At 36.7% G+C, this 24,512-nt stretch carries 30 protein-coding genes and 1 pseudogene; 10 read left to right on the forward strand and 21 right to left on the reverse strand.

Translation table 11 applies throughout. From position 1 onward, the window contains the following. Nucleotides 1-116, reverse strand: a pseudogene (locus tag RWU19_RS01340) (ArpU family transcriptional regulator); the annotation flags it as partial. A 100-nt stretch (nucleotides 117-216) separates the two neighbouring features. Here RWU19_RS01340 and RWU19_RS01345 point away from each other — a divergent pair. Next, nucleotides 217-1,038 carry a DUF4393 domain-containing protein gene (locus RWU19_RS01345; RefSeq protein WP_316032179.1) on the forward strand — a complete coding sequence of 274 codons (822 nt, stop codon included), beginning with the start codon at nucleotides 217-219 and terminating at the stop codon, nucleotides 1,036-1,038. A 252-nt stretch (nucleotides 1,039-1,290) separates the two neighbouring features. Here RWU19_RS01345 and RWU19_RS01350 read toward each other — a convergent pair whose 3' ends face one another. The 12 genes from RWU19_RS01350 to RWU19_RS01410 form a co-directional block, all read right to left on the reverse strand. Further along, entirely contained in the window at nucleotides 1,291-1,470 is a 180-nt protein-coding gene (locus RWU19_RS01350; RefSeq protein WP_316002575.1) for a hypothetical protein, read from the reverse strand. A 139-nt stretch (nucleotides 1,471-1,609) separates the two neighbouring features. After that, nucleotides 1,610-1,912, reverse strand: coding sequence for a hypothetical protein (locus RWU19_RS01355; protein WP_316002574.1), 303 nt, complete (start codon nucleotides 1,910-1,912; stop codon nucleotides 1,610-1,612). 346 nt (nucleotides 1,913-2,258) lie between these two features. Then, complete coding sequence (locus tag RWU19_RS01365) at nucleotides 2,259-2,456, reverse strand: hypothetical protein (protein WP_316002572.1); 198 nt, start codon at nucleotides 2,454-2,456, stop codon at nucleotides 2,259-2,261. A gap of 24 nt (nucleotides 2,457-2,480) precedes the next feature. Next, entirely contained in the window at nucleotides 2,481-2,786 is a 306-nt protein-coding gene (locus RWU19_RS01370) for a hypothetical protein (RefSeq protein ID WP_316002571.1), read from the reverse strand. Between the two features lie 13 nt (nucleotides 2,787-2,799). Continuing rightward, nucleotides 2,800-3,654 (reverse strand): DnaD domain protein, encoded by an 855-nt coding sequence (locus RWU19_RS01375; RefSeq protein WP_316002570.1) that lies wholly within the window; start codon nucleotides 3,652-3,654, stop codon nucleotides 2,800-2,802. Nucleotides 3,655-3,691: 37 nt separating this feature from the next. Further along, the gene (locus tag RWU19_RS01380) at nucleotides 3,692-4,618 is read right to left on the reverse strand and encodes a recombinase RecT (protein ID WP_316002569.1); all 927 of its coding nucleotides are present in this window, start codon (nucleotides 4,616-4,618) and stop codon (nucleotides 3,692-3,694) included. 1 nt (nucleotide 4,619) lies between these two features. Further along, the gene (locus RWU19_RS01385) at nucleotides 4,620-5,561 is read right to left on the reverse strand and encodes a lambda-exonuclease family protein (RefSeq protein ID WP_316002568.1); all 942 of its coding nucleotides are present in this window, start codon (nucleotides 5,559-5,561) and stop codon (nucleotides 4,620-4,622) included. Nucleotides 5,562-5,697: 136 nt separating this feature from the next. After that, nucleotides 5,698-5,883 carry a hypothetical protein gene (locus RWU19_RS01390; protein ID WP_002290431.1) on the reverse strand — a complete coding sequence of 62 codons (186 nt, stop codon included), beginning with the start codon at nucleotides 5,881-5,883 and terminating at the stop codon, nucleotides 5,698-5,700. Nucleotides 5,884-5,899: 16 nt separating this feature from the next. Beyond that, nucleotides 5,900-6,130: a helix-turn-helix domain-containing protein gene (locus RWU19_RS01395; protein WP_192205572.1), complete on the reverse strand. Its 231-nt coding sequence runs from the start codon at nucleotides 6,128-6,130 to the stop codon at nucleotides 5,900-5,902. Then, complete coding sequence (locus RWU19_RS01400) at nucleotides 6,127-6,681, reverse strand: hypothetical protein (RefSeq protein ID WP_081156583.1); 555 nt, start codon at nucleotides 6,679-6,681, stop codon at nucleotides 6,127-6,129. Before RWU19_RS01400 ends, RWU19_RS01395 begins: the two co-directional genes overlap by 4 nt. A 62-nt stretch (nucleotides 6,682-6,743) precedes the next feature. Next, on the reverse strand, nucleotides 6,744-6,896 hold the full coding sequence (locus RWU19_RS01405; protein ID WP_179131893.1) for a hypothetical protein: 153 nt from the start codon (nucleotides 6,894-6,896) through the stop codon (nucleotides 6,744-6,746). Continuing rightward, nucleotides 6,893-7,147 (reverse strand): helix-turn-helix domain-containing protein, encoded by a 255-nt coding sequence (locus tag RWU19_RS01410; RefSeq protein WP_002309076.1) that lies wholly within the window; start codon nucleotides 7,145-7,147, stop codon nucleotides 6,893-6,895. Before RWU19_RS01410 ends, RWU19_RS01405 begins: the two co-directional genes overlap by 4 nt. A gap of 138 nt (nucleotides 7,148-7,285) precedes the next feature. On the opposite strand from RWU19_RS01410, the gene RWU19_RS01415 reads away from it, so the two are divergent. From RWU19_RS01415 to RWU19_RS01435, 5 genes are all read left to right on the forward strand, one after another. Next, on the forward strand, nucleotides 7,286-7,678 hold the full coding sequence (locus tag RWU19_RS01415; protein ID WP_002324930.1) for a helix-turn-helix domain-containing protein: 393 nt from the start codon (nucleotides 7,286-7,288) through the stop codon (nucleotides 7,676-7,678). A gap of 6 nt (nucleotides 7,679-7,684) precedes the next feature. Continuing rightward, entirely contained in the window at nucleotides 7,685-8,113 is a 429-nt protein-coding gene (locus RWU19_RS01420) for an ImmA/IrrE family metallo-endopeptidase (RefSeq protein WP_002316375.1), read from the forward strand. 64 nt (nucleotides 8,114-8,177) lie between these two features. Then, nucleotides 8,178-8,744 carry a DUF5067 domain-containing protein gene (locus tag RWU19_RS01425; RefSeq protein WP_002324932.1) on the forward strand — a complete coding sequence of 189 codons (567 nt, stop codon included), beginning with the start codon at nucleotides 8,178-8,180 and terminating at the stop codon, nucleotides 8,742-8,744. Between the two features lie 122 nt (nucleotides 8,745-8,866). Continuing rightward, a complete protein-coding gene (locus RWU19_RS01430; protein WP_016176547.1) occupies nucleotides 8,867-9,853 on the forward strand; it encodes a hypothetical protein in 987 nt (328 codons plus the stop codon). Between the two features lie 178 nt (nucleotides 9,854-10,031). Further along, nucleotides 10,032-11,255 carry a site-specific integrase gene (locus tag RWU19_RS01435; protein ID WP_316002567.1) on the forward strand — a complete coding sequence of 408 codons (1,224 nt, stop codon included), beginning with the start codon at nucleotides 10,032-10,034 and terminating at the stop codon, nucleotides 11,253-11,255. Between the two features lie 102 nt (nucleotides 11,256-11,357). Here the strand turns inward: RWU19_RS01435 and RWU19_RS01440 are convergent, their stop codons facing one another. Together RWU19_RS01440 and gdhA are read right to left on the reverse strand one after the other, a co-directional pair. Continuing rightward, on the reverse strand, nucleotides 11,358-12,704 hold the full coding sequence (locus RWU19_RS01440; RefSeq protein ID WP_002290415.1) for a glucose-6-phosphate isomerase: 1,347 nt from the start codon (nucleotides 12,702-12,704) through the stop codon (nucleotides 11,358-11,360). Nucleotides 12,705-12,815: 111 nt separating this feature from the next. Next, a complete protein-coding gene (gdhA, locus tag RWU19_RS01445; protein ID WP_316002566.1) occupies nucleotides 12,816-14,165 on the reverse strand; it encodes an NADP-specific glutamate dehydrogenase in 1,350 nt (449 codons plus the stop codon). A gap of 116 nt (nucleotides 14,166-14,281) precedes the next feature. Here gdhA and RWU19_RS01450 point away from each other — a divergent pair, with 116 nt between their 5' ends. Then, nucleotides 14,282-15,535 carry an NAD(P)/FAD-dependent oxidoreductase gene (locus RWU19_RS01450; RefSeq protein ID WP_002335831.1) on the forward strand — a complete coding sequence of 418 codons (1,254 nt, stop codon included), beginning with the start codon at nucleotides 14,282-14,284 and terminating at the stop codon, nucleotides 15,533-15,535. Between the two features lie 70 nt (nucleotides 15,536-15,605). Here the strand turns inward: RWU19_RS01450 and ybaK are convergent, their stop codons facing one another. Genes ybaK through RWU19_RS01465 form a run of 3 tightly spaced genes read right to left on the reverse strand, consistent with a single transcriptional unit; the run spans nucleotide 15,606 to nucleotide 18,066 of the window. Continuing rightward, on the reverse strand, nucleotides 15,606-16,091 hold the full coding sequence (ybaK, locus tag RWU19_RS01455; protein WP_002290411.1) for a Cys-tRNA(Pro) deacylase: 486 nt from the start codon (nucleotides 16,089-16,091) through the stop codon (nucleotides 15,606-15,608). A 22-nt stretch (nucleotides 16,092-16,113) separates the two neighbouring features. Continuing rightward, complete coding sequence (gene aroD, locus RWU19_RS01460) at nucleotides 16,114-16,872, reverse strand: type I 3-dehydroquinate dehydratase (RefSeq protein WP_002290410.1); 759 nt, start codon at nucleotides 16,870-16,872, stop codon at nucleotides 16,114-16,116. A gap of 15 nt (nucleotides 16,873-16,887) precedes the next feature. Next, nucleotides 16,888-18,066: a class I SAM-dependent rRNA methyltransferase gene (locus RWU19_RS01465; RefSeq protein ID WP_002335832.1), complete on the reverse strand. Its 1,179-nt coding sequence runs from the start codon at nucleotides 18,064-18,066 to the stop codon at nucleotides 16,888-16,890. A 228-nt stretch (nucleotides 18,067-18,294) separates the two neighbouring features. Between RWU19_RS01465 and RWU19_RS01470 the strand changes: the two genes are divergently transcribed. The 3 genes from RWU19_RS01470 to RWU19_RS01480 all read left to right on the forward strand — a co-directional run bounded on the left by RWU19_RS01470 (nucleotide 18,295) and on the right by RWU19_RS01480 (nucleotide 21,812). Beyond that, the gene (locus RWU19_RS01470; protein ID WP_316002565.1) at nucleotides 18,295-20,415 is read left to right on the forward strand and encodes an LTA synthase family protein; all 2,121 of its coding nucleotides are present in this window, start codon (nucleotides 18,295-18,297) and stop codon (nucleotides 20,413-20,415) included. Between the two features lie 172 nt (nucleotides 20,416-20,587). Then, a complete protein-coding gene (locus tag RWU19_RS01475) occupies nucleotides 20,588-21,313 on the forward strand; it encodes an FtsX-like permease family protein (RefSeq protein ID WP_002290407.1) in 726 nt (241 codons plus the stop codon). Further along, entirely contained in the window at nucleotides 21,303-21,812 is a 510-nt protein-coding gene (locus RWU19_RS01480) for a hypothetical protein (RefSeq protein ID WP_002308814.1), read from the forward strand. The genes RWU19_RS01475 and RWU19_RS01480 overlap by 11 nt, the downstream gene beginning before the upstream one ends. Before the next feature lie 72 nt (nucleotides 21,813-21,884). Here RWU19_RS01480 and RWU19_RS01485 read toward each other — a convergent pair whose 3' ends face one another. The 3 genes from RWU19_RS01485 to RWU19_RS01495 are packed head-to-tail and all read right to left on the reverse strand — an operon-like array spanning nucleotide 21,885 to nucleotide 24,380. Further along, nucleotides 21,885-23,333 (reverse strand): sensor histidine kinase, encoded by a 1,449-nt coding sequence (locus tag RWU19_RS01485; protein WP_002290405.1) that lies wholly within the window; start codon nucleotides 23,331-23,333, stop codon nucleotides 21,885-21,887. After that, entirely contained in the window at nucleotides 23,333-24,049 is a 717-nt protein-coding gene (locus RWU19_RS01490; RefSeq protein ID WP_002290404.1) for a response regulator transcription factor, read from the reverse strand. The genes RWU19_RS01485 and RWU19_RS01490 overlap by 1 nt, the downstream gene beginning before the upstream one ends. After that, entirely contained in the window at nucleotides 24,030-24,380 is a 351-nt protein-coding gene (locus RWU19_RS01495; RefSeq protein WP_002308810.1) for an SdpI family protein, read from the reverse strand. Before RWU19_RS01495 ends, RWU19_RS01490 begins: the two co-directional genes overlap by 20 nt. Between the last annotated feature and the right edge of the window lie 132 nt (nucleotides 24,381-24,512).

Consider the following 24,512-nt stretch of genomic DNA (forward strand, 5'->3'; position numbering starts at 1 on the left):
CTACATCTTGCTGATAGATATGCTGAAAGGAAAACACCAACATTATGTTTTGTGCGGTCCATATCAACATCTTTTGCGCTTGGTGTCTCATATTTCTTTACATCGAAAAGTACCATCCTCTGATTCCTCCAATTATGATATAATACTTGTGTCAGAAATATTAACCAAGGTCGGATGAATCCGGCTTTTTTATTCTTATACAGGAGGGATACATTTATGAAATTAGGTGCAAACGATAATTCATTTAATCTTATTAGTATAAATATTGATGGTAGAAATATTGTAGAAACTCCCTTAGTAAAAGCTGCAAATGGTATTTTTAATAAAGTTTTTTCTAATTTAATTGAATATCAAATTGTTAGAGAAGCTGAATTAAAAAAATTAGCATCAGATACAAATAAATATTTCAATTTAATACCTGAAAATGAAAGAGATAACTCCAAGCTAGGTCTTACTTTGAAAGCTATGGAAGATTCTCAATACCAACTAAATGATAATGAAATTAGAGATATGTTTGCTAAACTTATTGCAAAATCCATGGATAAACGATTTAATACAGAAATTCCCCCAGCTTTCTCAGATATTTTAAAAAATTTATCCTCAAATGAAGCATTTATTTGTAAAATCCTTTATTCAATTGAGTATAAAGTTTTACCTCTGTTCCAATTAAAAATGTCTAATAAAGAAGGTGTGTCTGCGATGGAGCTATTACGTAATGATAAGGATTATCATGAATACTCCATCGATAGCAAATATTGGTTTTGGTATGATGAAATTATAAAAATTGATAAGTTAACTATTTCGTTACTTGAAAGAGCTGGAATAATTGAGCCAGCTTTCTATATCACTGAAAAGCAATCTCCAGGGTACAGGCAATCTGAATTAATAAAATCTTCTCCTGATTTTTTATCGTTGATAGAAGTAAACGAAAGAAATATAAGTAAACAATATGATACACGCGATAAACTAGTTTTAGACGAACAATGTATACAATTTACAACTTTAGGAAGAAAACTTATGGATATTTGTTTATCCTGACACCAAGTTAATGGTTCAAAGCAGCGAACTATACAGTTTGTTGCTTTTTATTTTTGAAAATCTCCATGTAATTTACTGTTGCAAACTCAAACTTATATAAATAAGTTTATTTTACTACCCCAACAAATTATTTCTCCGAGTTTGATTTATTCTTTACATTCAACCTTGTTTTAACAGCTCATATTAAATTACAAACTTGGATAGAAGTTTGATTCTGTAATTTCCCTTTTCCATTAGTTCGGTGGGACAACTTCAAACAGATTTCGTTTTTGCTTCTTTGTTAGTGTTGGTTGTTTCGCTATCTTCTTTGATAAATAAAGCTTCAAAATTTCCTGTAGCCAATTGATGTGCTGCAATTATTTCTTGTGTGTCTAATTCTCGCTCCGATTTAATTGTTACTGTGATTTCTTTGCCTTGAATGACTGTTCTCATTTCGATTCCTCCTAAAAAATAGCCTGCAGAATAATTACTGCTAGTTTCACTAAAGTCCCTATAGCCAGAAGAATTAGTGCAAAGACAAATGTACAACCTAGCACTTCGCTGGATATATCGAACCAGTCTTTGAGGTTTCTCATGTCCTTAACACTCCGATTCTATCCAAAGGAACAACCGTTCTCCCTCCATAAAAATTAACTAAATGATCATCTTCGAGGTGAGTAGAGATAATTTTGATCATTGCTGAATTGTTATAAATTTTTTCTACTTCACCGACGAATGAGAAAATCCAAGGGGTATCTTTTCTTGGAATGCAGCGACATTTATTACCAACTTTTACTTTTAATTTCTTGTGCTTTTTAGGATTTTTAGTGGGAAGATCTGCTATCAATCCTCCGATTCCGTATGAACTTTTATAAAATCCGTCTTTCAATTTCATTTCTTATTCCCCTATTTCTATCGATTATTTAATTACATTACTTACTGAACATTGACTATAAATTTAATAAGAGATACACTTTTCTAAAAGTGATAGGGAGGAAAAAACATGACACTCCTCAGCAAACTTAACACCAATATGTTGGTATACACCGGAATGATTATTGTTATACTTAATGCTATTTTTTTAGATTTCAATCTTTTCATAAATATCTTGGGATTTGCTCTTATCTTATTTTCTAGCAATGTCATCAAATTAATTGGTAACTTTCTAAAAGATAATCACTAGTTGATTATCTTTTTTCTGAATAAATGTCTGTTATGGTTTCCTCCTATTATTTCTGTTTTCAATTACCAAATGCTTTTCTTACTGCATATGCATCGTCAATGATTTTTGTTAACGTATCGGATTGATAGATGCGCTTATTCATGGCTTTTTTATCCTGTTCATAAAGCCATTCGAGCTTCTCTATCGTTTGATCATCAAGTGAATATCTTGGACGTTTCTTCTTAGGTGGGACATCTACTTTATTCAACTGTCCCACCTACTTTTTCTTCTTTGGTTAGGTTCATACAACCATCCCTTGCATAGAATAATTTGGTTCCTTGCTACGACTAGACAACGCTTTGTTGATTCCCCTCAGGTAGTCATCAAAGGTTAAACCAGTCCATTTTCTTTTGTTATACAAGCTGGGGTAAAGATCAAAAATAAAATATGGACGCATATAATAAATAAAACGTTTTTCTGCTTGCTCTTTTGGCAAACTATTTATTTTTTCTTTCTGTAACCCTTTATATGCTAAAATTAGATCATTTTTAGCTACTTCGTTTTGTGCTAGTTTATCAAGCTGAGTAATAATTTTTAGATAATCCATAGAATCTCCTTTCTCAAAATGGTAAGTCGCCTGATTCTTGCTGGTATTCTGCTTCTTTGCGTTTGTTATAGCCTTCTGGATCATCAAGCCATTCAGGTATAGGCTCACGTCTCGCTTTTCGAGTAAATCCTTGGGGCTTCGCTTTTTTCTGATAATGACCATTCAGATAATTATGTACTTTTTCAACTGAATCTAGGCCATTTTCTTCCCAAGTTTTTAATATCTTTTCAAGGTATTTAAAGCTTTTTGCCCCGTTTTTAAGCATCTCATCAATAGCAGTTACAACAATGTCTTCTTGTCCGTTAAAATCTTTAACCCAAAAATCAATTGATTCTAAAATGGTTGGGGCTTCTGTTGGATTAACTTGATTCAACCAATAGCTCACCGCGCTGCTTCTTGAAGTTAAATCTTTGTCTGTGGTAGAAGAACCATCTTTTTTACTTTTCTTTACTTTACTTTCGTTTCCTTTACTTTCCTTGCTATCATTTGCCAATAGCTTTGCTATAGCATTGCTATTTTTTTGCCATCTTTTTTCAGCGCCCTTTTTACCAGCTTCGGATCGTTTCTTAGATTTTTCATCTTTAATCTCCATGCGCTTATTAAATCCTTCGGAGTAGAAACACTCACCATTTTCGGTGAAGGCAAATAACCCAAAGTCTTCAACAATGCTTTTTACTTTCCCAGCATCTACACGAAGGTCAAAGGCTAACATATTGTAATCTTTGACACTCATGTAGTTTTTTTCATCACGGAGACGTTCTAAAATCATAAAATAGATACCATAACCTTCGGCGCCAAATTTCATCCTCACTGGAAGTAATTTATCCGAATTACGAGAGTTACTATCATGAGGAAAGTAATTGTTCATACTATTTCCTCCTCAAAAGAGGGAGATAACTCCCTCATCATTTGTTTAGCGGTGGATTTGATGTATCGAATAAAGATTCTTGTTCTTCTGTTGTTTGCATCGCGTCCTTATATTCATCAAATGCTGATTGTTCTTCTGTTACTTTTTCTGCTTCTTTTCTTACAGGAATATCCTCCTCAACTTCTGTTTCAGCAATGATACTGCCGTCTTCTTGAACTCTTTGGACTTTCTCATCCGACGTGGTGGCTTCTTGCATTTCAATGGATAAGATACCCCATTTAGAAAGAAGGTTTCTCAGGACTGTTTTGCGTGCCATTGCATTGTAATCAGATGCCCACACACCACTTAACTTTGTTTTATCGCGATCTTTATTGTTAGCAATCCGATGTGCTTCAATTTCTTGTTTAGTCCAATAGACAGTTTTCTTGAATCCATTCAGTAACTCGAAGTAACCTACATATCCAATGACCTCGTCAGATGTTCGGCCGTTCGGATCAAACTCGAACTCTTCGGTTAGTCGGTTCCAGCTCTTTAATTCTCCTTCGTAAACTTCAATCACGTTTAATGCTTTGTATTTACCTGAACGTTGGGCTAGTTGGATATAACCTTTATAGCCAAGCATGAATTGAGCTTTCTTTTCCCATTTTCCTGTTTGCTTGTTTTTACTATTGAATGGGACTAGATACGCATATCCTAAATTCTTGTCTAGTCCAAGATTTAATGTCGCAGCAGTTAATGCCCCACTCATGATAGACATTGGTTCGCTATCTGCTAGATAACTGTCATTTGATACAAGAGTCATCACGTTAGACATGAAGGCATTTGCATTGTCATGAAGTACTTCTTCAAATTTCTTTCTCATCGTTGGTGTATTCATAAGAGCTTTTAGCCCTAATTGTCCTGGTGCAACTTGTTTCTGTGGCTTTTCCGCCAATTGGTTTTTTAACGATTCATTCGTCGCCATATTACTTGATCTCCTTTTCTGTTAGCCTTCTAGATTTGGTAATACTATAAATTTCTTCATCACTTGCGATATCTGGATATTTCTCTGCTAGTTTCTTCGAATTCATACGTTTAGTACTAACAAGTTTCCAACTAATGATGTTCCTTTGCGTGATACCAATGCTAGCCTCACGTTTTCCTAACTCGCTGATGATTTCGTTGTCTACTTGACGAATAGCTGATTCAATTTCTTTCTTAGTTCGTTTGAGTTCTCTTTTTTGCTCGATAAGTTCATCAAAACGCGATGGTAGAGCTGTTTGATTTTCTTCTACATCTGCATATTTTTCTTTTAAGAAGTCAGCAGTCGCTTCACTTCCGTCAATTACAGGCTCGATACCTTCAACTACATTTGTTTCCCAAAATTCAACCAAGCGTTCTGTAATTGTATCGATTAATTCTTGATCTCTCGCAATTCGCTTCCAAATGAATCTTTGTCCGCCAATCAACACAGCGATATAACAATAATCTTTGTTTAAAACATTCATATAATGTTGAACCTGACAGAGATAGCTAAGCGGGACTTCTTCTCCTTCCCACTCTTTACCAAGAAATTGGTTAGCTGTTTTGCATTCAAGAATGGCGTTTTCCCCTACTACGTCACGATCAATATTTGCTCTTAAAAATGGATGTAACGGATGTTCAAACACTTGGTTTCTTCTGCGTACTTTTTTGCCTATTCGTTCTTGAAATTCTTTGGCAACGACTTCTTCTAAGACATTGCCCCAATAAGCTGGTTCATTTTCTGATTCTTCAATTACGACTTGTCCTGTTTTTTCTAGCCAGAGTTGATAAGGTGATTTCCACTTATTCAATCCTAAAATCGTTCCGACATCAGAACCTCCGATACCTTTCTTACGGTCTTCGAGCCATTCTTGATGGCTCATTTCTAAGGTAGATTTACTCATCGTCTTCCTCCTTTTTATGTGGCGTGCCCCATTCAGGAGTCGTTAAATATTGATCGAGTGCTTGCCCAAAATCATTCATTGTTTTAGCCTTCCTTTCGTGCTAAAATACAGTTAAGTTATTTTGTTATGTTACCGATTAGCGATTGCCGTCGCTGGTCGGTCTTTTTTGTGTTGGCATTTTGAAACTTTCTCTTACAGCAGTAACCGCTACTAAGGTTCCCCAATAAATAAGTGCATATGCTGGATTAATACTTGCCAGTACGATTGCTACTAGGCTCATAAGCAAAGCACTTTTGACAGTCATTTTAAATACTGTTCTCATTACTTCATTCTCCTTTCTAATTAGTATTGCGTTCTTCCCATTCCTTAATTAACTCGAAATCGTATTGCAAAACACCTCTAACTCTTCGGGAAGGTAATGGATCATTTTTTGAGTTAGTCCATTTAGAAATAGTAGCTACTGAGACACCGAAATATTCAGCAATATCTTTAGCTTTCTTCCATACTCTTTCTTTTGGCTTCTTTTTTGGAGCTAAAGGAACCACTTTTTCCATTTGTGAAACTTTCATTTTAACTCTCCTTTCATATATCCTTGATTTACCCAGTACGATAATCGCTGCTCACTGAGCTTACGGATGTCGATACCAAGCATTTCGCATAATGCACTGATAAGAGTTACTTCAACCATAATCTCGTCTAAAAACTCATAGGCGTATGAGATTATTTGTTGACGATCGTCAGCGGTTAAATAATTGACTTGTTTGAGAAGAATTTTCTCAACTTCTTGTTTCTTCTGTTTACGTTCGCCAGATTCAATCATTTGCAACTTATCTAATGAAGATGGATCTCTTCTATAAACATCACCATCAATTGATTTGAATAGACCGAAAAACTCATGAATCACTTGAAGAGTAAAATCAGAATCTCGAAAGTGATCAGTTAAAGCTTGGGCATTTTCAAGTGTGACTGGCTTTGTATTATGTGGCGTTGACCAATCGCTTAGTGACTGTTGTGATACATTGATTTGCCTTGCTATTTCCTTCTTGGTTTCACCACTCTTATTAATCGCTTCAACTAATGATTCTCTAATCACCACTGATTGTTTTAGCATTTTCCCCACTCCTTTTTCTTATTTGCTCACATAGTAATATGAACAAATTCCCTATATTATTGATTTATAAATCAAACAAAAGCCGCTTCATCTAATTCTCGTTGAAGTTCTTTTTGAACTTCCACAACTAAGTGATCAAGTTGATCATCGTTAGCACATTTGATGATGTGAACCAATCGTGGTCTAGCATCAAGTACAATGTTTATTTTTTCTTGTCGTGTCATTTGGCAATCTCCTGTCTGTTGTTTTTTGGCAATACTTCACTAAAAATAAAAAGCTTATCGAAATCTTTTTCAGATAAATCAAAAGCTTTAAGCAATTTCGGAATTAGTTCACCACCGATTCCGCGATCTCCGTTTAAAATTCTATAAACTGTTGACGGAGCAACATTCATTCTTTTAGCAAGTGAATATGGATCATCTCCTTTTGATTGCATCAAGGAGTAGAGCTTTTCTTGCTTAAGCAAAGTTTTCATTTAATACACCTCCGTTGCCTTATGACAATACTATAATACTAAATTTGTCTTTTGGCAACACTTTTTATTGCCAAAATGCAATTTTTTTTGATTTTATTGCCTATGGGCTATATCATATATTAAGAAAGGGGTTTTATCATGGAGTTTGGAGAAAAACTAAAAAAATTGAGAACCTCTAGAGGCTTAGGCGTTAACCAGTTGGCTTTAAAATCTGGAGTGAGTGCTTCTCAAATATCAAGATTTGAAAAAGGCGAACGGAAAGATCCAACGCTTGAAACCTTAAAAAAATTATCTACTGCTCTCGGCGTTTCAATATCATATTTTGAAGAGAATTCACCAGTTAATGTAAATACGATTCCGGAATGGGCAAATGAGGACGATTTGATTGAACTGGATAAATTACTTGAATCAAATGCTAACATGGCTTATGGAGGCGAAACGTTAACACCCGAACAGCTTCAAAGAGTCAGAGATGTTTTAGCAGGCATGTTTTGGAAATTCAAAAAAGAAGACAAGGACAAAGAGAAGTGATTGGGTATGGAATTGGATGTTATCAATTTAGTGGAAAACCTAAAGCGGAAGTATCAATCCGCTAATCCATTTTATATTTGTGAAAAAATGGACATTCAAATTGAATATGTTCCTTTTATTGATGATCCTAAAGGTCAATTCCAAGAGATTTTAGGCCGTGCTGTCATTCTTTTGAATGACGAATTAAAGGATTCTGAGGAAAGATTTTACATTTGTGCTCATGAGCTTGGTCACGCCATCTTTCATCGTGGGTTATCTAGCTATTATGTATCTACACGAACATCCAGAAGCAAATCAGAAAGCGAAGCGAATTGCTTTGCTGCTAATCTCATTGTTTCTCTTTATAAAGAAGACAACGATCAATACCCTAGAAAAGTTGAGGAATTAACAAATTTGTATGGGCTACCTGAAAGCGTGTACAGATTTTTAATTTAAAATTGGCGACTATCACTACCTGCCATTAAGTGGGAGTAAATTATTTTATTTTTTGGAGGAAAATATGAAAAAAATAGTTGGGTTAGGATTAATCTTGTTTTCTAGTATCACATTAGGTGCTTGTGGTAACAACGATTCAAACTCTGATGTGCCTAAAAAAACGACTACTAATACTTCTACAATGGTTACTTTAGAGAGCAGCAACTCTATGGATTCAAGTACTGAAGAAAAATCTACAAGTGATACAACTTTTGAAGACGATTCATCAAAGATTGTAATAAAAAACACTGAAGAATTATCTAGCCAATATGATCCAAATAAAAAAATATTAGCTATTGAAATTCAATATACTAATAAATCTGACAAAGCTCAAAGTCCTTGGATGGCATTCGCTACATCAATCAAACCTATACAGGAAACAGATAAAACCGAAGAACTATTGAATGGAGCAAATGGCTTGTTCCCTCAAGACTACAAACCAGATCTTGTAAAGATGGGCGATACAGATGTTAAGCCTGATGCTACTGTTGATGCAGTTGTTGGTGTAGAAATTATTTATCCAGGTTCTCCTATTATCATGAAAGATTTTATGGATAATGGAAGTTTTGAAAAAACTATCCCTACTAATTAAAAAAGGTTGGCCTTCGGGCTTTCTTTTTGTTAAGGCTTTATTAAGGGCGACTATCACTACCTGCCTTCAAGTGGGAGTAAATACTTGATTTACCCAGTGATATATTCAACAAGGAGGAATAAATGAGTACGTTTTTAATTTTAGTTGGGTTCTTTGGTTTTCTATTTGGAGTATGTTTTTTAGTATATTCTTTTTTCTCCAAGAAGAAACGTTCAAAGAAAAAGATTAGTATTGGAATTCTAGTAGCTTTTATAGTTATGGTAATCGGAGGGGCTCTTGCTCCACCAACAACTGGACAAGCAGATGTACACAAAGACGCTAAATCTTCATCTTCTAGTGTATCTGTCTCTTCTGAAAGCCGAGAAAAAGATGAAAAAAAGGCTAAAGAATTAGCTAAAAAGAAAAAGGCCGAAGAACAAAAAGCTAAAGAAGAGGCTGAAAAAAAGCACCAAGAAGAACAAAAAGCTAAAGAAGCTGAGAAAAAGCGCCAAGAAGAACAGAAAGCTAAAGAGGCTGAGAAAAAACGCCAAGAAGAACAAAAAGCTAAAGAAGCTGAGAAAAAACGCCAAGAAGAACAAAAAGCTAAAGAAGCTGAGAAAAAACGCCAAGAAGAACAAAAAGCTAAAGAAGCTGAGAAAAAACGCCAAGAAGAAATTAATCAAAAAACTTCAACAGCTAAAACCATTCTAGAACAAGCAGAAGCTAATCCAACTAGAGATAACTACAATGCAGCATTATCAGCTATCCAATCTATACCTGGTGGAAACCAAGAATTATTAAATCGCTTAGTCAATGTTGATTCAACTATAAAATCTAATGAGGCAGCTGAAGCAGAACGACAAAAGCAACAAGCTGCTGAAGCTCAGCGTCAGGCTCAAGAACAGCAAGCTGCTGAAGCTCAACGTCAAGCTGAACAACAAAATAATTCATACACTGTTGATGGCCAGTGGTCTATCGCTGCAAATGGTATGGTTTTCGCTCGTTCAGATAGTGGAAAGTACTATTCTCGTGTTACAAATCCAAATAATTATCAATATATGACTCAAATAGATGCTGATAATGCTGGGTATAGTCGTGCCCCTCGAGGGAATCAATACGCTCGGCCCTAATTAGTTGCATTGTAATAGTTTAAGATCAGCCTTCGGGCTTTTCTTTTTAAATATAAAAGAACATAAGTTCGTATAAGAACTCTGTTAATACGAAGATTTTCTAAATATTCGTTCAAATCACATACCTCCCCTAAAATATTCTTATTATTAGAAATGAAATACGAAAGGATTGATTTTAATGGCTTCCATTAAAAAGTACTATTTAAAAAAATCAAAAGAATATCGTTATGAAGTCTATATATCAAATGGAATTGATCCTGGTACTAAGCTACAGAAAAAGATTCATAAAAAAGGGTTTAAAAGTCATGAAGAAGCAGAAAGATTCGCAAAAATTATCGAAGGTGAAATAGCTTCAGAAGAATATACACAAAATAACCCTAAAAATTTGACTATAGAAAAATTTATGGACGATTGGATTAATAACTATAAAATGAATGTTAAAGAAGGAACAAGAATTGTTCACAGATCAAATATAAAAATGTACATCACTCCATATATTGGAAAATATAAACTAGATAAATATACTAGAACTGATCATCAAAGATTCATCAATCAGTTACTTACTAAAAAGGGTTTGGGGAGAACTAAGGAAGGTCTCTCAGTAACAACAGCCAAAAGTATTAACGCCACTCTTAGCAATGCTTTCAAAAAAGCTATTCAGTTAGGATATATAAAGAATAACCCTACTAGTTTTGTTGAGTTTCCAAGAAATCCATCTGATAAAAAGAAAGTTAAATATTATACTTTTGATCAATCTGAACTATTTCTCGAATTTGCCAAAAAAGAAAAATCATTTATATGGTATCCCTTTTTCCTTATTATATTTGATCAGGGATTGCGAAAATCAGAAGTTTTAGGGCTTCAATGGGCTGATATTGATTTTTCTCAGAATACACTTAATATTAATCGTGAACGCCTTGGGGCTGCTGAAAAAGGACCTAACAAAGGTTTGATTATTACAGATGACACAAAAACCCCATCTGGTACACGATTATTGCCTATGACAAAACGAGTAAAGAAAGCCTTATTGACTTTAAGAAATCAAGTCATAAAAGAATTTGGTTTTTTACCTGAAACAGATGACCACGAAGCATTTATTTTTATAAACACTTACGGAAAAAATAAAGGTATTCCAATAAGAGATCGAACCGTTAACGGTGCTTCTCATAGAATTGAAAAACGTGCCAATCTCCCCCACATAACTGTGCATGATGGTAGACATACTTTTGCAGCTAGAACGAGACAAGCAGGAATACCTTTAGAAGATATCAAAGATTTTTTAGGTCATAAAGATGTTTCTACTACACAAGTCTATGCCCATATTTCTCCCGAAGTGAAAAAAAGATCAATGAATCAATTAGAAAACTATATAGAAGAGCAAATAAAAAAGCACTCAAATTGAGTGCTTTTTTAAGTTCACTATCACTAAAACTATCACTAATTTTATTTAGAAGCGAACATGTTTCTATCACTGATTTTTTAAATCTAGCGAGAAACCCTTATCTTACAGGCGTTCGTTCAATTCTTTCGCAAGGTCTTCAAAGCCTGGTTTGCCTAGAAGTGCGAACATGTTTTTCTTGTAAGCTTCTACACCTGGTTGGTCGAATGGGTTGATTCCATTCAAGTAACCTGAAATACCTACAGCAATTTCAAAGAAGTACATTGTGTAACCCAATGTGTAAGCATCCATTTCTGGAATTTTGACTAGCAAGTTAGGTACGTCACCGTCTGTATGAGCAAGCAATGTTCCTTCAAATGCTTTTGTATTTACGAAGTCCACTTCTTTTCCTTGCAAGTAGCCTAGACCGTCTAAATCTTCTGCTTGTTCAGGAATCGTGATTGATTTACGAGGTTTTTCAACTTTCACAACTGTTTCAAAAATGTTGCGGCGTCCTTCTTGGATGAATTGTCCTAAAGAGTGCAAATCAGTTGAGAAGTTTGCGCTTGAAGGATAGATGCCTTTTTGGTCTTTTCCTTCAGATTCGCCATACAATTGCTTCCACCATTCTGAGAAGTATTGCATTCCTGGTTCATAATTGATCAACAACTCAGTTACTTTGCCTTTACGGTAAAGAATGTTGCGCATTGCTGCGTATTGATAAGCTTCGTTTTCTTCTAGTTTGTCGCTTGAATAAGCTTTGCTTGCATCAGCAGCTCCTTGCATCAATGCGTCAATATCTGCTCCACTAACAGCGATTGGTAACAAACCAACAGCCGTTAATACAGAGAAACGTCCGCCGATGTCATCAGGAATCACGAAAGTTTCCCAACCTTCTGCATCTGCTTCTACTTTAACTGCACCTTTTGCTTTATCTGTTGTAGCGTAGATACGTTTGTTTGCTTCTTCTTGTCCGTATTTCTTAACAAGAAGCTCTTTGAATACACGGAAAGCAATCGCTGGTTCAGTAGTTGTTCCAGATTTTGAAATAACGTTTACTGAAAAGTCGCGATCACCGATTACTTCGATCAAATCAGCGATATATGTTGAACTGATTGAATTTCCGGCAAAGAAGATTTGTGGTGCTTTGCGTGTGTCGCTATCTAATAGATTGAAGAATGTGTGATTCAAGAAGTCGATCGCTGCACGAGCGCCTAAATAAGAACCACCGATACCGATAACAACTAATACTTCAGAATCAGATTGGATTTTTTTAGCTGCTTCTTTGATACGTGCAAATTCTTCTTTGTCATAGTTCGTTGGTAAATCGATCCAGCCGCGGAAGTCGCTTCCTGCACCAGTTCCTTCCCGTAATTCGTTGTGGGCTGCTGTTACTTGGCTTTGCATGTACCCTAACTCATGTTCATTGACAAACGGTGCTACTTTTGAATAGTCAAAATGAATGTGTGCCATTTGTTCTCCTCCTTATAGGTTTACTCTACAGGTAATACTTTACGTTTTTTTTTATTATTTTTCAAGCAAATAAACAAAATGCTGACAATATTTCCAAGAAAGTTTCATTTTTTAAACTAAACCTTCTGCTGCCATTGCTTTGGCAACTTTTTCAAATCCAGCAACATTTGCTCCAAGAAGCAAGTTCTTTTCATCGCCATACTCAGCGGCTGTTTGGCGACACGTATGGTAAATCTTTTCCATGATTTGATCCAGCTGCTCATCCACTTGTTCTCTTTCCCAAGTCAATCGCTGGGCGTTCTGACTCATTTCTAAAGCAGATACTGCCACACCTCCAGCATTAGCAGCTTTTCCTGGACAATACCACACGTCTGCTTCATGAAGAACAGAAACAGCTTTTACTGTACATGGCATATTAGCGCCTTCTGCTACGATTTTGATCCCATTTTCTACTAAGATTTCAGCCAAGCTTTCGTCTATTTCATTTTGAGTAGCACATGGCAAAGCGATATCCGCCTTTTCTTTCAATGTCCAAACAGATTCTCCAGCATGATAAACAGCAGAAGGACGTTGGTTCGCGTATTCCGTCAAACGTTGTCTATTGATTTCTTTGACTTCTTTCAATAGTTTCACATCTATTCCTTCTGGATCATAGATGTACCCGTTGGAATCTGAACATGTAACCACTTTCCCGCCTAGCTCTTGCACTTTTTCGATTGCATAGATGGCTACATTCCCACTTCCGGAAACAAAAACTATTTTTTGATTAAATGAATCTTTTTCTTCGTTCAATAGATGTTTGACATAATACACTAATCCATATCCAGTCGCTTCTGTACGTATCTTGCTTCCCCAGAAATCTAGAGGTTTACCTGTCAACACACCAGTATCATATTTTTTCAATCGTTTATATTCGCCGAACAAATAGCCGATTTCTCTAGCTCCTACACCGATATCTCCCGCAGGAACATCAATCGATGGCCCGATATGTTTTGACAATTCCAACATGAAACTTTGACAAAAACGCATGATTTCATTATCAGATTTCCCTTTAGGATCGAAATCACTCCCACCTTTTCCTCCACCGATTGGCAGACCAGTTAAACTATTCTTGAAAATCTGTTCAAAAGCCAAAAATTTTAAGATACTTAGGTTGACACTGGGATGGAAGCGTAATCCACCTTTATAAGGGCCGATAGCTGAATTGTATTGGATACGATAGCCTCTATTTACTCGCCAGTTTCCTTTATCATCTTGCCAAGGTACTCGAAATTGAATAATTCTTTCTGGTTCTGTTAAAAGTTCTAAAATATTCTTTTCGATATATTCGGGATGAGTGTCCAAAAAAGACATTACTGTGGGCATAAATTCATCGATTGCTTGTAAAAATTCTTCTTGTCCTTGATCCTTTTGATGTAGCTTTTCTTGAATTGCTTGAACACATTCTGTTGCGTTTGTCATCGTTCCACGCTCCTTTGCTTATCTTCCCTCATTTTAGCTCATTTTCTCTTTTGGCTCAAAACATTTTTTTCTGTTTTCTTTCTTCAAATATGCTACACTTTCCTTGAGGTGAGGGAATGGAAAAACTGTATGATGTGATCGTAGTCGGCGCTGGAACAAGCGGGATGATGGCAGCGATCAGTGCAGCTGAACAAGGCGCACGCGTACTTTTGATTGAAAAAAACAAAAAAGCAGGGAAAAAACTACTGATGACAGGTGGTGGTCGGTGCAACGTCACGAATAATCGTCCTGTTGATGATTTAATCGCACATATTCCTGGAAATGGAAAGTTTTTATATAGTACATTTGCGCAATGGAATAATTTCGATATCATGAACTTCTTTGAATCACAAGGCGTACATTTAAAAGAAGAGGATCATGGACGGATGTTTCCTGTGACAAATAAATCAAAAACGATTATCGAAGCATTACTTAATCGTCTGAAAGAACTAGATGTGACGATCCTATTCTCTACTCGAGTAGAGAAATTGATCCACAAAGAACATAAAATTTACGGTATACGCACGGAATTCGAAGAGTTCCATGCTCCTGCCGTTATCTTAACGACTGGTGGTCGGACTTATCCCTCTACTGGTTCTACTGGAGATGGGTACAAGATCGTGAAGCGAGTAGGTCACACGGTGACGCCTCTTTATGCGACAGAGTCCCCTTTGATATCGGATGAACCGTATATTCAAGAGAAAACACTTCAAGGGCTTTCTTTACAGGACATCACTTTACGTGTTCTAAATAAAAAAGGCCGTGTATTGACTGAACATACGATGGATTTGCTTTTCACCCATTTCGGTATTTCTGGTCCGGCTGCACTGCGTTGTTCAAGTTTTGTCAATAAAGAATTAGAGAAAACGGGAGAACCAGTGACGCTTTCTCTGGATTGTTTCCCTACACAAACCAAACAAGAGCTTATTCATTTATTGACAGAAAAAAGTAAAGCCACCAAAAAGAACTTAGTAAATGCTTGGCACGGTCTATTACCTGAGCGATTGTTGGTTTTCTTTCTTGAGCGGCTTGAAATGGACAGCCTAACAGGACAACAAGCCTCTCAAAAACAAATTCAAGATTTCGTTCAATTATGCAAAGAGTTTAAGCTATCAATCAACAAGACTTTTCCTATTGAGAAATCATTTGTAACTGGCGGAGGGGTTTCTCTAAAGGAAATTCATCCTAAAACGTTGGAGAGTAAAATCATTGATGGTCTGTATTTTGCCGGAGAATTACTGGATGTCAATGGTTATACTGGCGGCTTTAATATCACAGCGGCTTTCGCTACAGGACATGTAGCAGGAATGAATGCTGGGCAAAGAGCATAATGTATAAAAAAGAAAGAAGGAGACTGGGCAAACAACATCCCGGCCTCCTTCTTTCTTTTATACGTATGATTTATTGTTTTATATCTGCAAATTGTCCGCTCGTTAATGCACAGATATCTTGAGGAGCTAATTCCATCTGCAGCCCTCTTCTGCCAGCTGATACAATGATTTGATCATAGTTTTCTGCGATTTGATCTAAATAAGTAGGAAATAGTTTTTTCATTCCTATAGGCGAGCAACCACCACGTATGTATCCGGTCGTTGCTTCCAAATCTTTCAAATGAAGCATTTCTACTTTTTTATTCCCTGAAACTTTTGCTAATTTTTTTAGATTCAATTCGGCTTCTCCTGGTATCACAGCAACAAGAGGCCCCGTCACATTGCCCACAGCAACCAGTGTTTTAAATATACGAGATTGGCTCTCTGGGAGCTGTTCGGCGACAGAGGACGCACTTAGGTGGTTTTCGTCCCATTCATATTCGTGTTCTGTATAGGGAATCTTTTTTTGTTCGACCATACGGATCGCATTCGTTTTTACTATTTTTTTCTTTGCCAAAAAATATCACCTCAAACTTGTTCTACAACGGTTCATTTAATAATTGGATAATTTGCTTCAATGCTTTGACCGGTAATTGTCCTGGAGCAGAAACAGAATCACTGCTTAAGGAACCAAACGTCATGACGGATCCTGTAGTTCCGCCAGCCAGACGAGAAATTTTCCCCAGATCGCCCATAGACATCGTAATGATAGGCATGGAGACAAAAGCATTTGCCCGTCTAGTCAACTCCATCAACCGCAAAACATCTCGTTCATTGTTGGGAGTCACTGCCAACTTTCCGATATCAGCGCCAAAATGTTCCATGACATTCAGTCGGTAAAGCAAGACAGGGTCAGCTGGTGTTTCTTTAAAATCATGACTACTGATGATCAAAGGGATATCTAAAGATTTGATTTCCTCTATCAGTCCTTTCCCTAAACTTTCAACTTTGAACAACTCGATATCGACCATATCTACTAATCCAGTGTGTATCACATGTTCATAAAGATCGCGATACTGACGGATCGATATGTCTTGTTCTCCGCCTTCAGCTAAGGTACGGAACGTAAATAATAACGGCAATCCATCAAGCATCTCATGGATAAGAACCAATGTTTCTGCAACTTCATCAAAAGAAAAAACCTTACGATAATGATCGACTCGCCATTCTACTAAGTCGGCCCCTGCTTCACGTGCAAGAACTGCTTCACGTAATACTTCTTCTCGGACGGCTCCGATAAGAGGCGCACAAATCTTTGGTCTACCGCTTCCTATATTCAATCCCTTTATCCGAACCACTCTGCATCGCTCCTTCTAATGGTTATTTTTAATTTGATAAACAAACACTTTCAGATAATTGCCTTCTAAAAAGGTATCCGTCGTCTGGAAATCTTTTGGCAGACGATATAAAGCAAGTTGTTCAAAAGAAACATTCTTGGCATGGAATTCCTCTTCGATCATTGTTTGGAATTGTTCGATCGAGACATTCGCAGCATTTGTAGACGCAATAAGTATCCCATCTTCTGCTAAAATATCCAGACTATCCTTGATCAGTTCCCCATAATCTTTTGCTACGCGAAAGACTTTTTTCTTGTTTCTGGCAAAACTTGGTGGATCCAATACAATCATGTCATATAAAAATTGTTTTCTTTTTGCGTATTTGAAGTACTCGAATACGTCCATAACAATGATTTTTTGCTGATCGACATCCAGGCCATTCACTTCAAACTGTTCCTGTGTTTTTTTCAAACTGCGTTTTGCTAGATCGACACTTGTCGTTTCGATTGCCCCTCCCATTGCGGCAGCAACAGAAAAGGCGCCGGTATAACTAAACATATTCAAAACTGTTTTCCCAGAAGCGAAACCTTCTGCTAATGATCCCCGTACTTCTTTTTGGTCTAGAAAGATACCAGTCATCAATCCTTCATTCAAATAAACGGCAAATTTTACTCCGTTTTCTTTTACGACCAAGGGCTCCGGTGCCTCTTTTCCGTAAATGAACTGGCTCTCAGGCAGATTCACTGATTCAAAACGAATTTTCTCATATCCGCCGATGATTTCCGGATAGATTTCACGAAAAGCTTGAATCAATAATTCACGATGTGTATATAACGTCTCGTTATACCAAGAAAAAACAGCATAACCTGCATAATAATCAATAATCAGACCGCCGATTCCGTCTCCTTCTCCATTGAATATACGAAAAGCGGTAGTAGAATCATCTGAAAAAAAGAAAGTTCTTTTTTCTTTTGACTTCACAAAAAGTTCTTCAAAAAATGATTGATCAAATGGGATATCCTGCTGGCTCAATACCCAACCGATCCCTTTATTCTGCTTTCCTAGATATCCTTTTGCGATAAATTGGTTTTGCGGATCAACTAATTCCACCCATTGCGTGGTTTCTTTTTGGGGATGTGCAAGGTCTTCTTTTTGGATCAGTGGATATCCTTTTTTCAATCGACTGCTTGCTCTTTTTTTTACTTGTACTTTCATTCCTTCACCTGCTTTAGCTTTCTCTTCTCAAGTATAACAAAAAACATAGGTCTTGTCTTACTGCTCCTTTTTCATCAAGCTTAAAGAAAAACTTAATGAAACAGCACAAAGTTCTGGTTTCAATTGACACTATATTGTCATACTAGTAAAATAAATGAGAATAAGTGAGCTGTGTAACATGGTTTCATGACACTTCTGTGATTAAGAAGTGCAGAAAGGAAGATTATCTTGAAATATATAAAAACACCTGCCTTTTTGAATAAGAGGCTCGGATTTTTTTCTTTACTAGTCGTTTTACTTTGGTTGAAAACGATTTTTGCCTATTTGGTCGATTTCCATCTCGGAATTGAAAGTGGCATTCAATACTTTATCTTGTTTATCAATCCTATTGCAACTACACTGTTATTACTTGGAATTGCTCTTTATATCAGACGCCCTAGAGTTGCTTATATCACGATGATGGTCATTTATTTTCTTTTGACATTGCTTGTTTTTTCGAATGTCACTTATTATCGAGAATTCACGGACTTCATTACGATCAACACGATTTTAGGTGCTGGGAAAGTAGCAAGTGGTCTGGGAGAAAGTGCCATTCGACTGTTTCGCCCATATGACGTGATCTATTGGATCGATTTCATTATCTTGACTGTTCTACTGATCGCCAAAAAAATCAAGTTGGACCCTCGTCCGATTCGAGCAAGAATGGCTTTTGCGATCTCTACATTAGCCGTTATGATTTTCTCAGGAAATCTTTTTATGGCGGAAGCTGATCGTCCAGAATTATTGACTCGTACATTCTCTCGGGATTATTTGGTTAAATATCTTGGCTTGAATGCTTTCATGGTTTACGACGGCGTTCAAACTTACCAGACAAACCAAGTGCGGGCAGAAGCAAGCCCCAATGATATGAAAGAAGTAGAAAATTATGTAAAAGAACATTACGCAGCACCAAATGATGATTTGTTTGGACTTGCTAAAGGAAAAAATGTGATTTATATCCATTTAGAAAGCTTCCAACAATTCTTGATCGATTATAAATTGACAGATGAGAATGGTGTCCAACATGAAGTTACACCTTTCATCAATAGTCTTTATCACAGCAACAGCACGTTCAGTTTTGACAACTTTTTCCATCAAGTAAAAGCAGGAAAAACAAGTGATGCGGAAACGCTGATGGAAAATTCATTGTTTGGCTTGAATCAAGGCTCCTTGTTCACACAATTAGGCGGAAAAAATACTTTCCAAGCTGCACCTGATATTTTAAGTCAAACAGAAGGCTACACGAGTGCCGTGTTTCATGGGAACGCCGGCACATTCTGGAATCGAAACGAGACCTATAAGAATTTAGGATATGATTATTTCTTCGATTCTTCTTATTATGACGTTAATGATGACAATTCGTTCCAATACGGTTTGCATGATAAACCATTTTTCCAACAATCTGTACAATACTTGGAACGTCTGCAACAACCATTTTATTCAAAATTCATTGCTGTATCTAACCATTATCCTTATTCGAAATTCACCAATGACGAAGCTGGATTCCCGTTAGCCAATACAAACGATGAGACGATTAACGGTTACTTCGCGACAGCCAATTATTTAGACACTGCCGTACAAGAATTCTTCAACTATTTGAAAGAAAGCGGCTTGTATGATAATTCAGTTATCGTTCTTTACGGTGACCATTATGGTGTCTCGAATTCTAGAAATAAAAATCTAGCTGAACTAGTTGGAAAAACAAGTTCTACTTGGACAAATTATGACAATGCACAAATGCAGCGTGTCCCTTATATGATCCATATTCCTGGACAAACACAGGGCGGGATCAATCACACTTATGGCGGCCAAGTTGATGCTTTGCCTACACTTCTCCATTTACTAGGTGTAGATACAAAAAATTATATTCAGTTAGGACAAGATCTATTCTCGAAAGATCATGAACAGCTTGTTTCTTTCCGTGATGGCGATTTTGTTACTCCAAAATATACTTACTACGGTGGTACCATCTACAGTAACGAAACTGGTGAAGCCATTACTGAACCTACTGAGGAAGTACAGAATGAAATTGATTCACACAAAGAAAAAGTTGATAAACAGTTAGCTGTTTCTGATCAAATCAATAACGGTGATCTTCTTCGGTTCTATACGAACAGTGGGTTAGACCCAATTGATACCAGTGAGTATGACTACAAGAATGGCTTAGAAAAATTAAAAGAAGCTGAAAAATCTCTTGGTGACAAATCAACTAGTGTCTTTAGTCAACACAACGGACAATCAACTGTTGATCTTTATAAAACACAAACGTATCAAGAACTTCACGGAACGACCACAGGTTCTTCCGAATGATAAAACAAATCTGAAAGGAGCTGCGACAAACATCTTGTCGCAGCTCCTTTTTTCACAACCTCTTGCAAAAAGCAAGAGGTTTCCTGATTTTGGTTTTAATTCGTGATTTTACTAAAGGAATTTCATACTTTATTCATATTCATTTTTTATACTTTTTATAGAGGTGAAAAGTATGAAAATGATCCGCTATGCTACTGCTCGATTAATTTATTACAAAAAGCAGACAATACTCTATTGTTTATTTTCAAGCTTTTCTGCTTTTTTATTGATAGCATGCCTGACTCTCTACCATTTGCAATCGGCTTTAGCGAATCAAGTCCAAGATCGGCTTTCATTTATCGGTGCTTCTGCATCTACGGAGCTTCTTCCGGCTTTAGAATTAGCTAGCCGATTTTATCTAAAAGGCATATTCAGTTTATTTTTTCTATTTGCCTTCTTTTTTATCTTTTTCTTTTACTATTCACTCAGGCAAAACCAGCAAGAATTGATGAATTGGCGCCTGACTGGTCTTTCTAAAGCCAAACTGTTCCTTTTTATTTTTTGGCAGCTGTTCTTTCCTCTCTTTCTTTGTTGTATCTTGGTTTTATTGTGGATCGTCAGCTTCCAGTCGGTTTATGAAACACTGCTTCAAAGGATCAATTTTCTTGTCTTAAAGACTGCTGAGCTGCCAGATATCCGTGATATCTTGACTTCAGTAAGCGGACTTACGATTCCGATGGATCAGCAGACTTTCTTTACTATCGATTTTCAAAATGATCTGTTTTTCACAGATATTCTTAGAGGCTTTGCCCAAACACTTGTTGGACTTAGCGGGTGCTGTCTGATTCTCAGCCTATTGCCATTCACTTTTTTTATCCATCACTTGCAAAGCAGGAGGTCTAAACGTAATGAAACCTGAATATTTGATTAACGCTGACCATTTGACCGTTATCTTGTGTCCCCTCGAAAAACAGGATAAGATATTGGAACATTTAAAAAAAGAAGTTCTAGTTGCTAATCTGGAAAATTTCGCCATCGTTCAAAAAGATTGGCCAATGTTTCCTTACCTAAAGCTCAAAGACCATGTGCTGTTAGATTTACCAGAAAAGGGAATCAAACAAGATCGTTTAGCCTATCAAGAAAAACTTGATATCTCTTCTTCGTTACTTAATTGTGCGGCGACTGAGCTTACGCCTTTTGAGAAAGTAAAGCTTCAATTGCTTCATGCGTTGCTTTCCAAACGAAACAATATTGTTATTGAAGATACATTTGATGAACTTAGCATATTGGAGATTCAAGAACTGCTCCACTTGCTTTCTTATTTAGCTCATGAAGAAAATCAAGGTATCTTACTCTTTACGCATGACGCTACTATTGCCCAAAGTCCTTACATTGATCGTTTAGAGCCTGCGGGTTAAATCAGTCCTTTTATTATAAGAAAACAAGCGATATAGAAGATCGATCCATGATCTTTTATATCACTTGTTTTTTTACTCTTCTTTGATTTCTACGTCAGGCAAACGAACAGTGAATTTCGTTCCTTTTCCTAGTTCGCTTTCTACTTCTAATTTTCCTTTATGCAGGCGAACAAGCTGCTGCACGATTGGTAAACCTAATCCTGATTCACCATATTTTGTATTTTTTCTTGAAGGATCTACTTTATAATAGCGATCCCATATACTTTTCATTTGTTGTTCAGACATTCCAATTCCCGTATCTTCGATCGTGATGATCGTTTCAAGGTAGCCTTTTTCCAGGGTGACCATGATTTGGCCGTTTTCGGTAAATTGTATCGCGTTTTGAATAATATTGACCATGATTTGGACAAAACGGTCATAATCCGCGTAAACATCGATATCATCATCGGCTTTCAGAGTCAACGTATCCCCTGCTGCCTCTGCTTTAGCTTCTAACTGGGCAACAATATTCCTCAATGTTTCTGTACCATTGAATTTTTTAATGACCATACTGATTTGATTCGTACGGATTTTTTCATAATCCAAATTTTCATTTACTAAACGGATCAGACGCTCTGTTTCATTCTTCATCAATTTAATCGCGTTTTCTCGCTGATTCTCAGGGATTGCATTGTATTCCAACCCTTCCAGAAGACCGTTGATTGTCGTAAGAGGTGTTCTCATCTCATGGGAAGCATCTGCCATGAATTGTCTTCGACGATTTTCTTGTTCTTCGATTTCTGCTTGAGATTCTTTCAGTGAATTCGTCATTTTATTGAAATCATCTGCTAACTCATCAAATTCATCTTTATCATGTACGGGAAGCTGTACATCAAAATTGCCATTCGTCACTTCTTTCGTCGCATTCCTTAAACGATTGATCCGCTTGACTTGGAATGCTGCAAAAGCATAACTGGCAATGACCGCCACAATACTGGAAAAAATGAAACCTTTGAACAGGTTCAGTGTAATTGGACGAACACTGTTATCGATATTTCGCGCAGGTTGACTGACTACAAGTGCTCCATAGAATTCATGATTCAAATTGAATGGTACAAGTGCGTAAGAGGTCGCCTGTGCTTGCCCTAAAATGTTTTTATTTGATGTGAATTTCTCTTGACGCCCACTCCTCAGATTTTTCCATTGATCCGTTGTTAAGGTAAAGTTCAGCAATGCTGTATTGGTCGGATAAATGACACGTTCATTTTTGTCGATGAATATAAAATTCACATTTTGTTCTGTCAGTACTTGCTCCGTCAGCAGCAATGCATTTTGAAATGCCTGATCTTGACTAAACTGCGGAAGTGTATCGGCATAGGTTTGCGTTGTCTTTTCAACTGATTCAGCATATCCAAACAGTTGCTGATAATTGTTTTCTTCAATCGTCTGTTTTGTCAGTTGCGTAAAAGAAACTCCGACGATCAATAAGATCAACGCGACCATTCCGCAAAAAGCTAAGAGTTGCTGATACAAATAACGCATTAGGCAACACCAGAATCATCAAATTTGTAGCCGACTCCCCAAACAGTTTGGATAACTTGTGGTCCGACCTTTTCAATTTTTTGACGCAATTTCTTGATATGGGCATCTACTGTCCGTTCATCACCAAAATACTGGTAATCCCAGACTAGTTCAAGCAACTGTTCCCGAGAAAATACTTGTCGTGGTTTTTTTGCTAAAGTAAACAATAGATCGAATTCTTTAGGCGTCAAGCCTTCGATGGGCCGATTGTCCAGATATGCTTCTCGTGTTTTCGTATTCATCTTGAAATGACTGGTCTCAATATCAAAATGGTCATCTGAAACCGCTGCTTCTTCTCTTGCTTCTGCCAACTCGCTACGGCGATGTAAAGCTTTCATTCGAGCAATAAGCGTCAGCGGACTGAAAGGTTTCGTCACATAATCATCTGCCCCCATCTCTAATCCGATCACCTGATCACTTTCAGAATCTCTAGCTGTCAGCATGATAATCGGCACTGTGCTTGAAACTTTGCGGATCTCTCTTCCTACTAGCATGCCGTCCATTGTAGGCAAATTCAAGTCCAATGTGATCATGTCCCAATGTTGGGGGTTTTCTAAAAAGGCGTCGAGCCCTTCTTTTCCATCATATTTGAAGGTTGCTTCCCAACCTTCATTTAAGAAAAACATCTGCATCATTTCAGAAACAGATTGATTATCTTCAATCATTAAAATATTCATTATCGTTCCCTCCAGTTTCCAGGTCATATCTCTGTAATTTTTTTTCTGTCATAATAAAAATGGGCATAATTGGAAATACCAATAATAGCATTTCGATCAAAAAATAATTCGTATGTCCAGATATCTTTAAATAATAACCGATCAATGTCATCAGTAAGCCCATAAGGAAAAACCAGTTCCCGCTTGTCTTTTGTGCTAGTCGCCAATGAGCGTCTGTTTTTGCGGCAAGAGGCGAATGGTACCCATAAAAAGGCAGGTTTCCTTTTGAGGGCAGAATCCGAAAAAGACTGCCAATTATTAAGAATAAGATACCAATACTGAAAAAAATCATTCTTTCCCTCCTAAATTCTCTTCTTATAGTATACTCTATATTGTTGACTGAACCAATATGTTCAGGAATTCTTCACGAAAGGTTTGTCTTTTGTTCATTCTTTGTTAAGATAAACTTATTCCAATAAAAAAG

This window comes from Enterococcus sp. 2STP (assembly GCF_032465635.1).
Taxonomy (GTDB): Bacteria; Bacillota; Bacilli; order Lactobacillales; family Enterococcaceae; genus Enterococcus_B; species Enterococcus_B lactis.

Excerpts from the sequence above, each read along its gene's own strand:
- RWU19_RS01355 (WP_316002574.1), bottom strand. The coding sequence starts at position 1,912 with ATGAAATTGAAAGACGGATTTTATAAAAGTTCATACGGAATCGGAGGA.
- RWU19_RS01395 (WP_192205572.1), bottom strand. The coding sequence starts at position 6,130 with ATGAAAGTTTCACAAATGGAAAAAGTGGTTCCTTTAGCTCCAAAAAAG.
- RWU19_RS01410 (WP_002309076.1), bottom strand. The coding sequence starts at position 7,147 with ATGAAAACTTTGCTTAAGCAAGAAAAGCTCTACTCCTTGATGCAATCA.
- RWU19_RS01425 (WP_002324932.1), top strand. The coding sequence starts at position 8,178 with ATGAAAAAAATAGTTGGGTTAGGATTAATCTTGTTTTCTAGTATCACA.
- RWU19_RS01390 (WP_002290431.1), bottom strand. The coding sequence starts at position 5,883 with ATGAGAACAGTATTTAAAATGACTGTCAAAAGTGCTTTGCTTATGAGC.
- RWU19_RS01475 (WP_002290407.1), top strand. The coding sequence starts at position 20,588 with ATGAAAATGATCCGCTATGCTACTGCTCGATTAATTTATTACAAAAAG.
- RWU19_RS01480 (WP_002308814.1), top strand. The coding sequence starts at position 21,303 with ATGAAACCTGAATATTTGATTAACGCTGACCATTTGACCGTTATCTTG.
- RWU19_RS01435 (WP_316002567.1), top strand. The coding sequence starts at position 10,032 with ATGGCTTCCATTAAAAAGTACTATTTAAAAAAATCAAAAGAATATCGT.
- RWU19_RS01405 (WP_179131893.1), bottom strand. The coding sequence starts at position 6,896 with ATGACACGACAAGAAAAAATAAACATTGTACTTGATGCTAGACCACGA.
- RWU19_RS01450 (WP_002335831.1), top strand. The coding sequence starts at position 14,282 with ATGGAAAAACTGTATGATGTGATCGTAGTCGGCGCTGGAACAAGCGGG.
- RWU19_RS01375 (WP_316002570.1), bottom strand. The coding sequence starts at position 3,654 with ATGAACAATTACTTTCCTCATGATAGTAACTCTCGTAATTCGGATAAA.
- RWU19_RS01380 (WP_316002569.1), bottom strand. The coding sequence starts at position 4,618 with ATGGCGACGAATGAATCGTTAAAAAACCAATTGGCGGAAAAGCCACAG.
- RWU19_RS01490 (WP_002290404.1), bottom strand. The coding sequence starts at position 24,049 with ATGAATATTTTAATGATTGAAGATAATCAATCTGTTTCTGAAATGATG.
- RWU19_RS01465 (WP_002335832.1), bottom strand. The coding sequence starts at position 18,066 with ATGAAAGTACAAGTAAAAAAAAGAGCAAGCAGTCGATTGAAAAAAGGA.
- RWU19_RS01440 (WP_002290415.1), bottom strand. The coding sequence starts at position 12,704 with ATGGCACACATTCATTTTGACTATTCAAAAGTAGCACCGTTTGTCAAT.
- RWU19_RS01415 (WP_002324930.1), top strand. The coding sequence starts at position 7,286 with ATGGAGTTTGGAGAAAAACTAAAAAAATTGAGAACCTCTAGAGGCTTA.
- RWU19_RS01430 (WP_016176547.1), top strand. The coding sequence starts at position 8,867 with ATGAGTACGTTTTTAATTTTAGTTGGGTTCTTTGGTTTTCTATTTGGA.
- RWU19_RS01385 (WP_316002568.1), bottom strand. The coding sequence starts at position 5,561 with ATGAGTAAATCTACCTTAGAAATGAGCCATCAAGAATGGCTCGAAGAC.
- RWU19_RS01420 (WP_002316375.1), top strand. The coding sequence starts at position 7,685 with ATGGAATTGGATGTTATCAATTTAGTGGAAAACCTAAAGCGGAAGTAT.
- RWU19_RS01345 (WP_316032179.1), top strand. The coding sequence starts at position 217 with ATGAAATTAGGTGCAAACGATAATTCATTTAATCTTATTAGTATAAAT.
- RWU19_RS01370 (WP_316002571.1), bottom strand. The coding sequence starts at position 2,786 with ATGGATTATCTAAAAATTATTACTCAGCTTGATAAACTAGCACAAAAC.
- gdhA (WP_316002566.1), bottom strand. The coding sequence starts at position 14,165 with ATGACAAACGCAACAGAATGTGTTCAAGCAATTCAAGAAAAGCTACAT.
- RWU19_RS01485 (WP_002290405.1), bottom strand. The coding sequence starts at position 23,333 with ATGCGTTATTTGTATCAGCAACTCTTAGCTTTTTGCGGAATGGTCGCG.
- RWU19_RS01350 (WP_316002575.1), bottom strand. The coding sequence starts at position 1,470 with ATGAGAACAGTCATTCAAGGCAAAGAAATCACAGTAACAATTAAATCG.
- RWU19_RS01495 (WP_002308810.1), bottom strand. The coding sequence starts at position 24,380 with ATGATTTTTTTCAGTATTGGTATCTTATTCTTAATAATTGGCAGTCTT.